This is a genomic window from Burkholderia sp. BDU5, assembly GCF_001522845.1.
Taxonomy (GTDB): domain Bacteria; phylum Pseudomonadota; class Gammaproteobacteria; order Burkholderiales; family Burkholderiaceae; genus Burkholderia; species Burkholderia mayonis.
The window spans coordinates 25,033-37,525 of sequence record NZ_LOWC01000145.1; the positions used below are offsets into that span (position 1 = coordinate 25,033).

General features: G+C 64.5%; 10 protein-coding genes and 1 pseudogene. 5 read left to right on the top strand and 6 right to left on the bottom strand.

Annotated features, from left to right (window positions below; genetic code table 11):
- Positions 1 to 6 precede the first annotated feature (6 nt).
- The 5 genes from WS69_RS31985 to WS69_RS22880 form a co-directional block, all read right to left on the bottom strand.
- Positions 7 to 345, bottom strand: a complete 339-nt coding sequence (locus WS69_RS31985; protein WP_082716398.1) for a hypothetical protein — start codon at positions 343 to 345, stop codon at positions 7 to 9.
- A gap of 93 nt (positions 346 to 438) precedes the next feature.
- Complete coding sequence (locus WS69_RS22865; RefSeq protein WP_059472961.1) at positions 439 to 2,136, bottom strand: peptidoglycan D,D-transpeptidase FtsI family protein; 1,698 nt, start codon at positions 2,134 to 2,136, stop codon at positions 439 to 441.
- A 336-nt stretch (positions 2,137 to 2,472) separates the two neighbouring features.
- Positions 2,473 to 3,459, bottom strand: coding sequence for a D-alanyl-D-alanine carboxypeptidase family protein (locus WS69_RS22870; RefSeq protein WP_059472962.1), 987 nt, complete (start codon positions 3,457 to 3,459; stop codon positions 2,473 to 2,475).
- A 927-nt stretch (positions 3,460 to 4,386) separates the two neighbouring features.
- Complete coding sequence (locus WS69_RS33695) at positions 4,387 to 4,896, bottom strand: IS3 family transposase (protein ID WP_156438341.1); 510 nt, start codon at positions 4,894 to 4,896, stop codon at positions 4,387 to 4,389.
- On the bottom strand, positions 4,893 to 5,147 hold the full coding sequence (locus WS69_RS22880) for a transposase (protein WP_059472963.1): 255 nt from the start codon (positions 5,145 to 5,147) through the stop codon (positions 4,893 to 4,895). The genes WS69_RS33695 and WS69_RS22880 overlap by 4 nt, the downstream gene beginning before the upstream one ends.
- A gap of 333 nt (positions 5,148 to 5,480) precedes the next feature.
- Between WS69_RS22880 and WS69_RS35045 the strand changes: the two genes are divergently transcribed.
- Genes WS69_RS35045 through WS69_RS22900 form a run of 5 tightly spaced genes read left to right on the top strand, consistent with a single transcriptional unit; the run spans position 5,481 to position 11,576 of the window.
- Entirely contained in the window at positions 5,481 to 5,990 is a 510-nt protein-coding gene (locus tag WS69_RS35045; protein ID WP_231747198.1) for a hypothetical protein, read from the top strand.
- A complete protein-coding gene (locus WS69_RS22885; protein ID WP_059472964.1) occupies positions 5,987 to 7,603 on the top strand; it encodes a tryptophan halogenase family protein in 1,617 nt (538 codons plus the stop codon). The genes WS69_RS35045 and WS69_RS22885 overlap by 4 nt, the downstream gene beginning before the upstream one ends.
- Positions 7,603 to 8,688, top strand: coding sequence for a monodechloroaminopyrrolnitrin synthase PrnB family protein (locus WS69_RS22890; RefSeq protein ID WP_059472965.1), 1,086 nt, complete (start codon positions 7,603 to 7,605; stop codon positions 8,686 to 8,688). The genes WS69_RS22885 and WS69_RS22890 overlap by 1 nt, the downstream gene beginning before the upstream one ends.
- Positions 8,689 to 8,738: 50 nt before the next feature.
- Positions 8,739 to 10,439, top strand: coding sequence for an NAD(P)/FAD-dependent oxidoreductase (locus tag WS69_RS22895; protein WP_059472966.1), 1,701 nt, complete (start codon positions 8,739 to 8,741; stop codon positions 10,437 to 10,439).
- A 24-nt stretch (positions 10,440 to 10,463) separates the two neighbouring features.
- A complete protein-coding gene (locus WS69_RS22900; RefSeq protein ID WP_059472967.1) occupies positions 10,464 to 11,576 on the top strand; it encodes a Rieske 2Fe-2S domain-containing protein in 1,113 nt (370 codons plus the stop codon).
- An 82-nt stretch (positions 11,577 to 11,658) separates the two neighbouring features.
- Here the strand turns inward: WS69_RS22900 and WS69_RS22905 are convergent.
- Positions 11,659 to 12,473: pseudogene (locus WS69_RS22905) on the bottom strand (IS5 family transposase).
- Positions 12,474 to 12,493: the final 20 nt, after the last annotated feature.

Consider the following 12,493-nt stretch of genomic DNA (forward strand, 5'->3'; position numbering starts at 1 on the left):
CCCGACTCACGGGACACCGCTTATCGCGGACCGAAGCAGATGTACGGGCGGTGGCGGCAGATGCAGTCGCGCCGGCGCGGCAGGCGCGTCTCGTGGGCGGCGCGCGGCAGGCCGTCGGCCGGAACGGGCCTTTGCGCGGGCAAGACGCCGGCCAACGCCGCGTCCTGAGTCGAGCGCCCGTTCGCGGGCGGCATGATGTTTCGATCGCGCGCCGGCGCGCACGCGCGTCGCGGCGTTCGGCTCGCGTTGGCGATCGCCGTCGGGGGCGGCGTGTCCGGCTTCGTTCGGGGTGTCGGATGCCGCGCGCGATGCGCGGCGGAAGAAGCGATGCTTGAGTTTCAACATGTCGAGATTCCGAACGGATGGCTCGCGCGCGGGCCGGATTGCGGCGACTCGACCGGCGCGCGATGAGAATGGACGAGGCGGCCGGGGCATGCGTCACGCATGCCGCGTCGGCGATCGATCGGGCGGCACGCCGAGCAGATGCAGCGCGTTCTCCATGATCCCGGCCCACGCGGGGCCGGCCGCGGGGCCGCCGTAGTACGAGCCGCGCGACGGCTCGTCGATCATCACGGCGACGATCAGGCGGGGATCGCTCATCGGCGCCATGCCGACGAACAGCGCGCGATACTTGCCGCGCGCATAGCGCTTGCCCGACAGCTTGCGGGCGGTGCCCGTCTTCGCGCCGATCCGGTAGTCGGGCAGGCGGGCGACGCGCGCGGTGCCTTCGGCGCCGTCCGTCTCGAGCATCGCGCGGATCTGCCGCGCGACCGCCGCCGGCACGACGGGCACGCGTTCCGGCGGCGCGCTCGCGTGCGTCAGCGACAGCGGTATCCGGCGGCCGTCGCCGGCAAACGCGGTGTAGACGTCGGCGAGCTGCGCGAGCGACATCGACAGCCCGTAGCCGTACGACATCGTCAATCGTTCGATCGGCTTCCAGCCGCGCGCCGGCCTCAGCGTGCCGCGCGCGATCGCCGGCATCCCGGCGAGCGGGCGCTCGCCGATGCCCGCGCGCGCGAACGTCTGCCACATGTCCTGCGCGCGCAGCCGCTCGGCGATCTTCGCCATGCCGACATTGCTCGATTTCGCGATGATCTGCGTGACAGTGAGTTCGCCGAAATCGCCGGTATCGTGAATCGTCGCGCCGTCGATTTGCAACACGCCGGGCGACGTGTCGAAGCGCGTGTCCGGCGTGACGACGCCTTCGCTCAGCGCGAGCGCGACGGTCAACGGCTTGAGCGTCGACGCCGGCTCGAAGACGTCGGTCAGCGCGCGATCGCGAAAGCGGTCGTCATACGCGGCGGGCTGCCCGTTCGGATCGAAGGACGGTAGATTGACGAGTGCGAGAATCTCACCCGTTTTCGCATCGACGACGATCGCGCAGCCGGCGGCCGCGGCGGTGCGCGCGATGGTCTCTTCGACGGCGAGCCGCGCGAGATGCTGGAGCCGGCGGTCGATCGACAGCCGGATGTCCGCGCCGGGCCGGCCCGCCGACTCGACATCGCCGACGTCGACGGGACGGCCCATCCGGTCGACGATCATGTCGCGCTTCGCGCCGATGCCCGACAGCGCGGCGTCGTCGGCGAGTTCGACGCCTTCGAGCCCGTGTCCGTCCGCGCCGACGAAGCCGACGAGTTGCGCGAAATCGCTGCCGCCTGGGTAATAGCGCCGCGTCGCGCGGCCGAGATGCACGCCGGGCGCGGCGAGCTGCCCGATGCGCGCGGCCAGGTCCGCTTCGACCCATCGTTTCACGTACAGGAACTGGCGGCTGCTGATCGCCTTGGCGGCAAGCGCGTCGCCCGGCAGCCGAAGCAGCGACGCGAGCGCATGCATTTGCGCGCGCGTCGCGCGGCGGAACGCTTCGGGCTCGATCCACACGTCGGCAACGGGCTTGTCGATCGCGAGCACGCCGCCGTTGCGATCGAGGATGCGCCCGCGCGCCGGCGAGGCTTCGAACGTGTGCTCGTAGCGTTTGACGCCTTGCCGGATGTAGAAATCGCTATGCACGACTTGGACCCAGAGTGCGCGCACGGCGAGTGCGGCGAAGCCGGCGCAGAGGAGTCCGAGGACACAGCGCGAGCGCCATCGGGGCAGGCCGCGCGGGCCGCGGTGAAGCGATGCAGTGGATCTCAGCATGATCGGATGGATGTCGAGTCGTCCTCGCGGTGACGGAAGCGTGGTGGAGGGCATCCGGGGCGAAGCCTGCGCGGCCGGAATGCTGGTGACGTCGGAATGCCGTCGTGGCCGGCGGCCGGCGCGTTCTTCGCTGTCGGACGAGCGCGCACGGAAACGGGACGCGACGAAGCACGCCGTCACGCGCGGCGCGATGCCGGGCGAGCGATGAAGGGAAAGGTGAATCGGCCGGGCGGCGCGCGCCGCTTCGGCGTGCTATCGACGGCGGCGTGCGCCTCATGCGTTTGCGCCGCCGTCGCCGCGCAAACGCATGAAGCGCGGTGTTCGGCTACGCGAATGTCAGAGCATGCGCGCCGATTCCGCCGAGCGGCGCTCGCCAGCCTGCGGGCCGGCCCGGCGCGCGCCGTTCGCGGCCGGATGCTCGCCGCCGAGCGACGCGAAGCCCCAGTCGAGGAGTCTTCTCGCATCGGCGAGCCGCTGCTTTTCCGTCGGCTCGCCGAGCAGCACGGCAATCACGCGATGCTTCGCGGACGCGCCGGCGACGCGGCGTTTCGCGGTGACGACCATGCACCAGCCGGCTGCATTCGTATGGCCCGTCTTCATGCCGTCGACGGTCGGATCGGTGCCGAGCAGGCGATTCTTGTTCGTCTTCGCGAATTTTCCGTATTCGAAATGCGGCTGCGACGAGAACGCGTAGAACGCCGGAAAATCCTGGTCCAGATGCCGGGCGAGAATCGACAGGTCGTGCGCGGTCGAATAGTGATCGGGCGTGGTGATCCCGGACGGCGACACGAAGTGCGAATCGCGCATGCCGAGCTGCTGCGCCGCGTCGTTCATCCGTTTCGCGAAGCCGGCGGGGCTGCCGCCTATCCGCTTCGCGAGCACGAGCGCCGCATCGTTGGCGGACGCGACGATCAGGCCGCGCACGAGGTCGCGCACCTGGACGAGCTGGCCCGGCGCGAGATACATCCGCGCTTCGTCGTTGCCGACGGACGCGATATCGGCGGCGGCGATTTCGACCTTCTCGTCCCAGTGCAGCGTTCCTTGCTTCAGCGCATCGAGCGCGAGGTACGCGGTCATCAGCTTGGTCAGCGACGCCGGCTCGCGGCGCGCGTTCACGTTGTGCTCGGCGAGCGTCTTGCCGGAGTCGGCATCGACGACGAGCCACGAAGCCGCTTGAATCTGCGGCGCCGGGTTTGCGTGCGCGCCGCTCGCCGCGACGGATGTCGCGACGACCAGCATTGCGCCCAGGATGCGACGAGGCAAGGCCGGCAGGCGCTGTTCGGGCGGGTGCGTGATGGTTATCGATTGTTGCTCACTCGTCATTGTGTGAATCGGAAGATCAGGATGATGGAGAGGGTGTCGGATAGGGGGGGCGATTGCCGGCGGGAGTGGAATTGACGTGATCGAATCGATATCGATGGCACTTTGAGCATCGAGGCGAATTATATTTTGATCGTCCTTGGGAATGTCGAATGAAATGTGTTTTATTGTGGCTATATGAGTGAATGTGTGAAATGGAATGCGATTTTGATTTCGATCAAAGACGTAATATTTGAAAGAAATTTCGATTGATGCCGGTGTAAATGGAGATTGGATATCGGTCGTCGAATGAACGAAAAGCAGTCGGGCGCGGCGCGTGAGTGGAAGTGTGCGCGGACGAGAAGCGAGTGAGGCCGCGACGATGAATCGATGTGCTTGAATGGATCGCCGAAGCGGCCGCCGCGATCGCGTCGGCGCATTTCGCGGAAGCGTATCGATGGTCGGGTAGAGGGGCGCATGGACGCATGAAGCGCCGCGCATTGCCGAGGCGGCTGCGACGGATGCCGTCGGCGACGCGAGTTTGACGATCCGGACGGCGGCGTTGGACGTTTTAGCGGCGGCGGTTTGTCCATTCGATTTTGCGGCTATCTTGAAGGCCGCCGCCGCCGCCGCCGCCGCCGCCGCCGCGTGCGCTCGATCTCCCTGTTCGTTCATCGGCCCGGATACACGGTGCCGCGCTTGACTGAATGACGAACTTGCCGGTTGCCGTCTGGCATCCATCCTGTGGGTTTTCGGATTCAGGTTTGCCCCGCAGCCCTGTAACGTGATTGGGAAAATTCAGACGGCCGGGCCGACCTTGCAGCGGATTTTTTGAATGGCGATTGAAAATTAAATGCAGGTGGAACTCGAATAATTTTAATTATTAATTTTAATAATGCAAATATCTTTCAATCGACTGGAATGACGATGCGGCATGGATGTCAATCCGCATCAATTCGGATGAGTGGCGTTCATTTGATTTTTGCTTTCCCAAATGGAGCGGGCCCGGCATGAACGCGCATAGTCGTCGACCACGTTCAGGCATCGAAACCGCCGACCGTAGGCCAGCCCGTCAGAAACGAAGTCCATCGACCAACTCTGATTCGGGCCTGTTGGTAACGGCAGCGGCGTGCGTTCGACAGCCGCAATACGTTTGCGTCGCCGCTTGCGCACGCTCAGTCCCGCCTTACTGTACAGGCGCCAGATGCGCTTATGGTTGGCGAAGCAGCCATCCCGCTGCAACGGCACGTGAATCCGGCGATAGCCGTAGCGGCGCTTCTGCGCGGCGATGGCCATCATCCGGCCGGCAAGCGCTTCCTCGTCAACTTGGCGGCGTGATTCGTAGTGGAACAGCGAGCGCGAAATCCCTACCAGCCCGCAGGCCCGGGTAACACCCATGGCGCGTTCGGTCATCAATATTCGGATCGCTTCGCGCTTGGCCTGCGGGCTTGCTACTTTCAAGCCAGCAGATCCTTCAGCGCGGCGTTGTCGAGCATTGATTCGGCCAACAGGCGATTGAGCTTGTTGTTTTCCTGCTCCAGTTCCTTCAGGCGCTGCGCTTCGGGGACCGTCATCCCGCCGAACTTCGCTTTCCAGTTGTAATAGGTCGCTTCCGAGATGCCGTACTTGCGGCACAGCTCCGCCGGTTTCAGGCCAGCCTCGGCTTCCTTCAGAATGCCGATGATTTGCTCTTCGGTGAATCGCTTTTTCATTGCCGTTTCTCTCTGGAATGGACTCTACACCGTCACCGTACTAAATGCGGGGAGCAGGTCAAGACCGCCGAAATGCGCCAAGGTTGACATCTTTGTTTCAGAAATGATGATGAATTTATTTCCTTTCCAGTGAGTTCAGTCGTTCATTTCGCATTTTTAGACAAAAAATTCGTCGACGCGCACGCTCTCAATGAAAAAGTGAATTTCTTTGTTTTAAAAAATTAAATCTTTTGTTGGAAAATATTTAGCCGATATTTGCTGGGATTGAGTATTTCTCTGGGTCAATTGAGATTGATATGAAATTTTGCGAGGTGTGCCATTGTGAATACTGCTATGGTGTTGTCTGAGCATCTCGATGCACTAATGGCGATTGCCATATCGGCAAGTCAATCTGTTGACGCGGCATCCCTTGCGCGGTGTGCCGCCGATGCGATGGGCGTCTCGTATTGTTCGATTGTGCCTCTATTTGAATTGAGAGGGGAACAGCCTCGGATCAAACTCTGGGGATGCAGGCAAGGATGTCCGGATATTGCGTGGAAGGACGTTCTCCATTGCCCTGGAGACGTGGCTGGCGCCCGAAAGGCAGCTTTGTCAGGGGGGGCAGTGCGTTCGCTGCTGCGGACTGGTGCGCTGGACGGTGTGCTGTCGTCAGGCGATGGGGCGGTTGGAAGGTCTTTTCACGGAGAGTTGCCGAACTTCGCTGCGATTCACTATGCCTTCCCGGTGTCATTTGTCGTGATGAGCCAGACACGTTATGACGCGTTACCGGACGAGTTGCGAGTTCAGCTCGATAAAGCGGCACTATCCATTCAGGTTTTAAATCCTATGAGAAGAGTGTCATGAGCAACCCGATCAAGAATATCGTCATCGTGGGCGGCGGCACCGCGGGCTGGATGGCCGCCTCGTACCTCGTCCGGGCGCTCCAACAGCAGGCGAACATTACGCTCATCGAGTCTGCGGCGATCCCCCGGATCGGCGTGGGCGAGGCGACCATCCCGAGTTTGCAGAAGGTGTTCTTCGACTTCCTCGGGATACCGGAGCGGGAGTGGATGCCCCAGGTGAACGGCGCGTTCAAGGCCGCCATCAAGTTCGTGAACTGGAGGAAGTCTCCCGGCCGCTCGCGCGACGATTGTTTCTACCATTTGTTCGGCAGCGTGCCGAACTGCGACGGCGTGCCGCTTACCCATTACTGGCTGCGCAAACGCGAACAGGGCTTCCAGCAGCCGATGGAGTACGCCTGCTACCCGCAGCCTGAGGCGCTCGACGGCAAGCTAGCACCGTGCCTGCCCGACGGCACCCGCCAAATGTCCCACGCGTGGCACTTCGACGCGCACCTGGTGGCCGACTTCTTGAAGCGCTGGGCCATCGAACGCGGGGTGAACCGCGTGGTCGACGAGGTCGTGGAGGTTCACCTGAACGACCGCGGCTACATCTCCAGCCTGTCCACCAAGGAGGGGCGGACGCTGGAGGCGGACCTGTTCATCGACTGCTCCGGCATGCGGGGGCTCTTGATCAACCAGGCCCTGAAGGAGCCCTTCATTGACATGTCCGACTATCTGCTGTGCGACAGCGCGGTCGCCAGCGCCGTGCCCAACGCCGACGCGCGCGTGGGGATCGAGCCGTACACCTCCTCGATCGCCATGAACTCGGGGTGGACCTGGAAGATTCCGATGCTGGGCCGGTTCGGCAGCGGCTACGTCTTCTCGAGCAAGTTCACCTCGCGCGACCAGGCCACCGCCGACTTCCTCGACCTCTGGGGCCTCTCGGACAAGCAGCCGCTCAATCAGATCAAGTTCCGGGTCGGGCGCAACGGGCGGGCGTGGGTCAACAACTGCGTCGCTATCGGGCTGTCGTCGTGCTTTTTGGAGCCCCTGGAATCGACGGGAATCTACTTCATCTACGCGGCGCTTTACCAGCTCGTGAAGCACTTCCCCGATACCTCGTTCGACCCGCGGTTGACCGACGCGTTCAACGCCGAGATCGTCCACATGTTCGACGACTGCCGGGATTTCGTCCAGGCGCACTATTTCGCCACGTCGCGCGAAGACACGCCGTTCTGGCTCGCGAACCGGCACGACCTCCGGCTCTCGGACGCCATCAAGGAGAAGGTTCAGCGCTACAAGGCGGGGCTGCCGCTGACCACCACGTCGTTCGACGATTCCACGTACTACGAGACCTTCGACTACGAATTCAAGAACTTCTGGTTGAACGGAAACTACTACTGCATCTTTGCCGGCTTGGGCATGCTGCCCGACCGGTCGCTGCCGCTCTTGCGGCACCGGCCGGAGTCGATCGATAAGGCCGAGGCGATGTTCGCCCGCATCCGGCGCGAGGCCGAGCGTCTGAGGACGAGCCTGCCGACGAACTACGACTACCTGCGGTCGCTGCGTGAGGGCGACGCGGGGCTGTCTCGCAGCCAGCCCGGGCCGACGCTCGCGGCGCCGGAGATCCTGTAGTGGAGCGCGCCCTGGGCCGGGTATGTGCATTCGCGGCCACGCACGCTGCGGTGGCGGCCTGCGATCCGCTGCAGGCGCGGGCGCTCGTTCTGCAGCTGCCTGGCCTGAATCGTAAAAAGGACGTGCCCGGCATCGTTGGCCTGTTGCGCGAGCTCCTCCCGGCGCGCGGCGTGCCCTCCGGCTGGGGCTTCGTCGAAGCCGCCGCCGCGATGCGGGACATCGGGTTCTTCCTGGGGTCGCTCAAGCGGCACGGACACGAGCCCGCGGACGTGGTGCCCGGGCTCGAGCCGGTGCTGCTCGACTTGGCGCGCGCGACCGACCTGCCGCCGCGCGAGACGCTCCTGCATGTGACAGTCTGGAACCCCGCGGCGGCCGACGCGCAGCGGAGCTACACCGGGCTGCGCGACGAAGCGCACCTGCTCGAGAGCGTGCGCATCTCGATGGCGGCCCTCGAGGCGGCCATCGAGATGACCGTCGAGCTGTACGACGTGCCCCTGCGGTCGCCGGCGTTCGCCGAAGGGTGCGACGAGCTGGCGGACTATCTCCACAAAATGGTCGAATCGATCGTTTACGCCTACCGCTATATCTCGGTGCAGGTCTTCTACGACGAGCTTCGCCCCTACTACGAACCGATTCGGGTCGGGGGCCAGAGCTACCTCGGCCCCGGTGCCGTGGAAATGCCCCTCTTCGTGCTGGAGCACGTACTGTGGGGTTCGCAATCGAACCACCACGCGTATCGAGAATTCAAAGAGACGTACCTGCCCTACGTGCTTCCCGCGTTCAGGGCGATCTACGCCCGGTTCGCCGGGGAGCCGGCGCTCGTCGATCGGGTGCTCGACGAGGCGCAAGCGGCCGGCGCGCGGGGCGAGCCCGTCGGGGCCGGGCTGGCGGCCCTCGACCGGGTCTTCGAGATCCTGCTGCGTTTTCGCGCGCCTCACGTCAAATTGGCGGAGCGGGCGTACGAAGTCGGGCGAAGCGGCCCCACGATCGGCAGCGGGGGCTACGCGCCCAGCATGCTCGGCGATCTACTCGCGCTCACGCGTGCCGCGCGGTCCCGCCTCCGCGCGGCGCTCGACGAGCCCTGACGCCTGACGCGCGCGGCCATGTGTTCCATCTCACAAGGAGAGTGTGCCCCATGACTCAGAAGAGCCCCGCGAACGGGCGCGACAGCAACCACTTCGACGTGATCATCCTCGGCTCGGGCATGTCCGGCACCCAGATGGGGGCCATCCTGGCCAACCAACAGTTTCGCGTGCTGATCATCGAGGAGTCGTCGCACCCGCGGTTCACGATCGGCGAATCGTCGATCCCCGAGACGTCTCTTATGAACCGCATCATCGCCGATCGCTACGGCATTCCGGAGCTCGACCGCATCACGTCGTTCTACGCGACGCAGCGTTACGTCGCGTCGAGCACGGGCATCAAGCGCAACTTCGGCTTCGTGTTCCACAAGCCCGGCCGGGAGCACGACCCGAAGGAGTTCACGCAGTGCGTCATTCCCGAGCTGCCGTGGGGGCCGGAGAGCCATTATTACCGGCAAGACGTCGACGCCTACCTGTTGCAAGCCGCCATTAAATACGGCTGCACGGTCCGCCAGAAGACGAACGTGACCGAATACCACGCCGACAAAGACGGCGTCGCGGTGACCACCGCCCAGGGCGAACGGTTCACTGGCCGGTACATGATCGACTGCGGAGGACCCCGCGCGCCGCTCGCGACCAAGTTCAAGCTCCGCGAAGAGCCGTGTCGCTTCAAGACGCACTCGCGCAGCCTCTACACGCACATGCTCGGGGTCAAGCCGTTCGACGACATCTTCAAGGTCAAGGGGCAGCGCTGGCGCTGGCACGAGGGGACCTTGCACCACATGTTCGCGGGTGGCTGGCTCTGGGTGATTCCGTTCAACAACCACCCGCGGTCGACCAACAACCTGGTGAGCGTCGGCCTGCAGCTCGACCCGCGTATCTACCCGAAAACGGACATCCCCGCGCAGCAGGAATTCGACGCGTTCCTCGCGCGGTTCCCGAGCATCGGGGCGCAGTTCCGGGACGCCGTGCCGGTGCGCGACTGGGTCAAGACCGACCGCCTGCAATTCTCGTCGAGCGCCTGCGTCGGCGACCGCTACTGCCTGATGCTGCACGCGAACGGGTTCATCGACCCGCTCTTCTCCCGGGGGCTCGAGAACACCGCGGTGACCATCCACGCGCTCGCGGCGCGCCTCATCAAGGCGCTGCGCGACGACGACTTCTCCCCCGAGCGCTTCGAGTACATCGAGCGCCTGCAGCAGAAGCTTTTAGACCACAACGACGACTTCGTCAGCTGCTGCTACACGGCGTTCTCGGACTTCCGCCTGTGGGACGCGTTCCACCGCCTGTGGGCGGTCGGCACGATCCTCGGGCAGTTCCGGCTCGTGCAAGCTCACGCGAGGTTCCGCGCGTCGCGTGACGAGGGCGACCTCGATCACCTCGACAACGACCCCCCGTACCTCGGGTACCTGTGCGCTGACATGGAGGGGTACTACCAGTTGTTCAACGACGCCAAGGCCGAGGTCGAGGCCGTGAGCGCCGGGCGCAAGCCGGCCGAGGAGGCCGCGGCGCGGATTCACGCCCTCATCGATGAACGAGACTTCGCCAGGCCGATGTTCGGCTTCGGGTACTGCATCACCGGGGCCAAGCCGCATCTCAACAACTCGAAGTACAGCCTACTGCCGGCGATGAAGCTGCTGCACTGGACGCAAACCAGCGCGCCGGCAGAGGTGAAAAAGTACTTCGACTACAACCCGATGTTTGCGCTGCTCAAGGCGTACGTCACGACCCGCATCGGCCTGGCGCTGAAGTAGTCGGCCGACACCGACACGAAAACGATGAACGACGTTCAATTGGATCAAGCGGTCGCCAAGGAGCATCCCCCGGGGGCGTACGACGCGACCACGCGCCTGGCCGCGAGCTGGTACGTCGCGATGCGCTCGGACGACCTCAAGGACAAGCCGACGGCGTTGACGCTCTTCGGCCGTCCGTGCGTGGCGTGGCGCGGCGCGACGGGGCGGGCCGTGGTGATGGACCGCCACTGCTCGCACCTCGGCGCGAACCTGGCCGACGGGCGGGTCAAGGACGGGTGCATCCAGTGCCCGTTTCACCACTGGCGGTACGACGAGCAGGGCCAGTGCGTTCACATCCCCGGCCACAGCCCGGCGGTGTGCCGGCTGGAGCCCGTCCCGCGCGGCGCGCGCCAGCTGACGTTGGTCACCGCCGAGCGATACGGCTACGTGTGGGTCTGGTACGGCTCCCCGCAGCCGCTGCACCCGCTGCCCGAAATCGCCGCGGCCGACGTCGACAACGGCGACTTCATGCATCTGCACTTCGCGTTCGAGACGACGACGGCGGTCTTGCGGATCGTCGAGAACTTCTACGACGCGCAGCACGCTCACCCCGTGCACGCGCTCCCGATCTCGGCCTTCGAGCTCAAGCTCTTCGACGACTGGCGCCGGTGGCCGGAGGTCGAGTCGCTGGCCCGGGCGGGCGCGTGGTTCGGTGCCGGGATCGACTTCACCGTGGACCGGTACTTCGGGCCCCTCGGCATGCTGTCGCGCGCGCTCGGCGGGCACATGTCGCAGATGAACCTGCACTTCGATGGCTACCCCGGCGGGTGCGTCATGACCGTCGCCTTGGACGGAGACGTCAAATACAAGCTGCTCCAGTGTGTGACGCCGGTGAGCGACGGCAAAAACGTCATGCACATGCTCATCTCGATCAAGAAGGTGGGCGGCGCCTTGCGCCGCGCGACCGACTACGTGCTGTTCGGGTTGCAGACCAGACAGGCCGCGGGGTACGACGTCAAAATCTGGAACGGGATGAAGCCGGACGGCGGCGGCGCGTACAGCAAGTACGACAAGCTCGTGCTCAAGTACCGCGCGTTCTACCGGGGCTGGGTCGACCGCGTCGCCGAGGCGACCGCTCGACCGCGCCGCCACGAGTGAGCGGCGATGCGTGAGTCGGCGGCCCTGGCCGAGCCGGTCTCGGCCGCGCCGTTCCGCCGGGCGCTCGCGAACCTAGAGCCTGTTATGAACCTATATGAATGAAGTCGATGATTTTGGGCAGCCTTAGACAGGCGAAGGCGAGGAAATGGAATCCGGCCAGCGTGTGAGGCAAGCGTTCATAGTCGCGCGCGAGGCGTCGAAAGCGCGCGGCCCATGCGAAGCTGCGTTCGACCACCCAGCATCTGGGCAGCAACACGAAACCGCGTTTGGCCTCGGGTGTGCTTGATCACCTCCAACTCAATGCCGTGGCTTTGTGCTGCCTGACGAGCCGCTTCGCCGGTATAGCCCTGATCCACGTACGCAAGCGCCACGCTCTGGCCGGTCAATTCTTGTACCGCATGGGCCAATTGCTCGACCTGTGCGCGATCCTGCTCATTGGCCGGTGTCACATGCAGTGCCAGCAACTGACCCAGAGTATCGACCGCCAGATGCACTTTCGAACCCTTGCGGCGCTTCGCGCCGTCGTAGCCGGCGCGCGCGCCGGATTCCGGGGTCGATTGCAATGTGCGGCTGTCCAGGATCATGGCACTGGGTTGCGCTTTGCGTCCATCGCACATGCGCAACAGTTCTCGCAGATCATCCATGATCGCCTCGAAACAGCCCGCGCGCATCCAGCGCTGCGTCTGTTGATAGACCGCTTCCCACGGGGGCAGGTCATTAGGCAACATGCGCCACGGCGCGCCGCTTCTGATCAGCCAGCGCAGCGCATTGAAGACCTCGCGAAGCTCGTGGCGGCGTTGTTCGCTGTCTTCTCCCACTAGCCAGCGCCAGATACGGCACAACGAACGACCATTCTTCGTCGCTTACATCGCTCGGATAAGGCTTGCGGGTTTTCATTCCGACATCTTGCCTTATCA

Bases quoted from the DNA above. Each gene is read 5' to 3' on its own strand.
- WS69_RS31985 (WP_082716398.1), bottom strand. From the start codon at position 345: ATGTTGAAACTCAAGCATCGCTTCTTCCGCCGCGCATCGCGCGCGGCA.
- WS69_RS22865 (WP_059472961.1), bottom strand. From the start codon at position 2,136: ATGCTGAGATCCACTGCATCGCTTCACCGCGGCCCGCGCGGCCTGCCC.
- WS69_RS22870 (WP_059472962.1), bottom strand. From the start codon at position 3,459: ATGACGAGTGAGCAACAATCGATAACCATCACGCACCCGCCCGAACAG.
- WS69_RS22880 (WP_059472963.1), bottom strand. From the start codon at position 5,147: ATGAAAAAGCGATTCACCGAAGAGCAAATCATCGGCATTCTGAAGGAA.
- WS69_RS35045 (WP_231747198.1), top strand. From the start codon at position 5,481: ATGGTGTTGTCTGAGCATCTCGATGCACTAATGGCGATTGCCATATCG.
- WS69_RS22885 (WP_059472964.1), top strand. From the start codon at position 5,987: ATGAGCAACCCGATCAAGAATATCGTCATCGTGGGCGGCGGCACCGCG.
- WS69_RS22895 (WP_059472966.1), top strand. From the start codon at position 8,739: ATGACTCAGAAGAGCCCCGCGAACGGGCGCGACAGCAACCACTTCGAC.
- WS69_RS22900 (WP_059472967.1), top strand. From the start codon at position 10,464: ATGAACGACGTTCAATTGGATCAAGCGGTCGCCAAGGAGCATCCCCCG.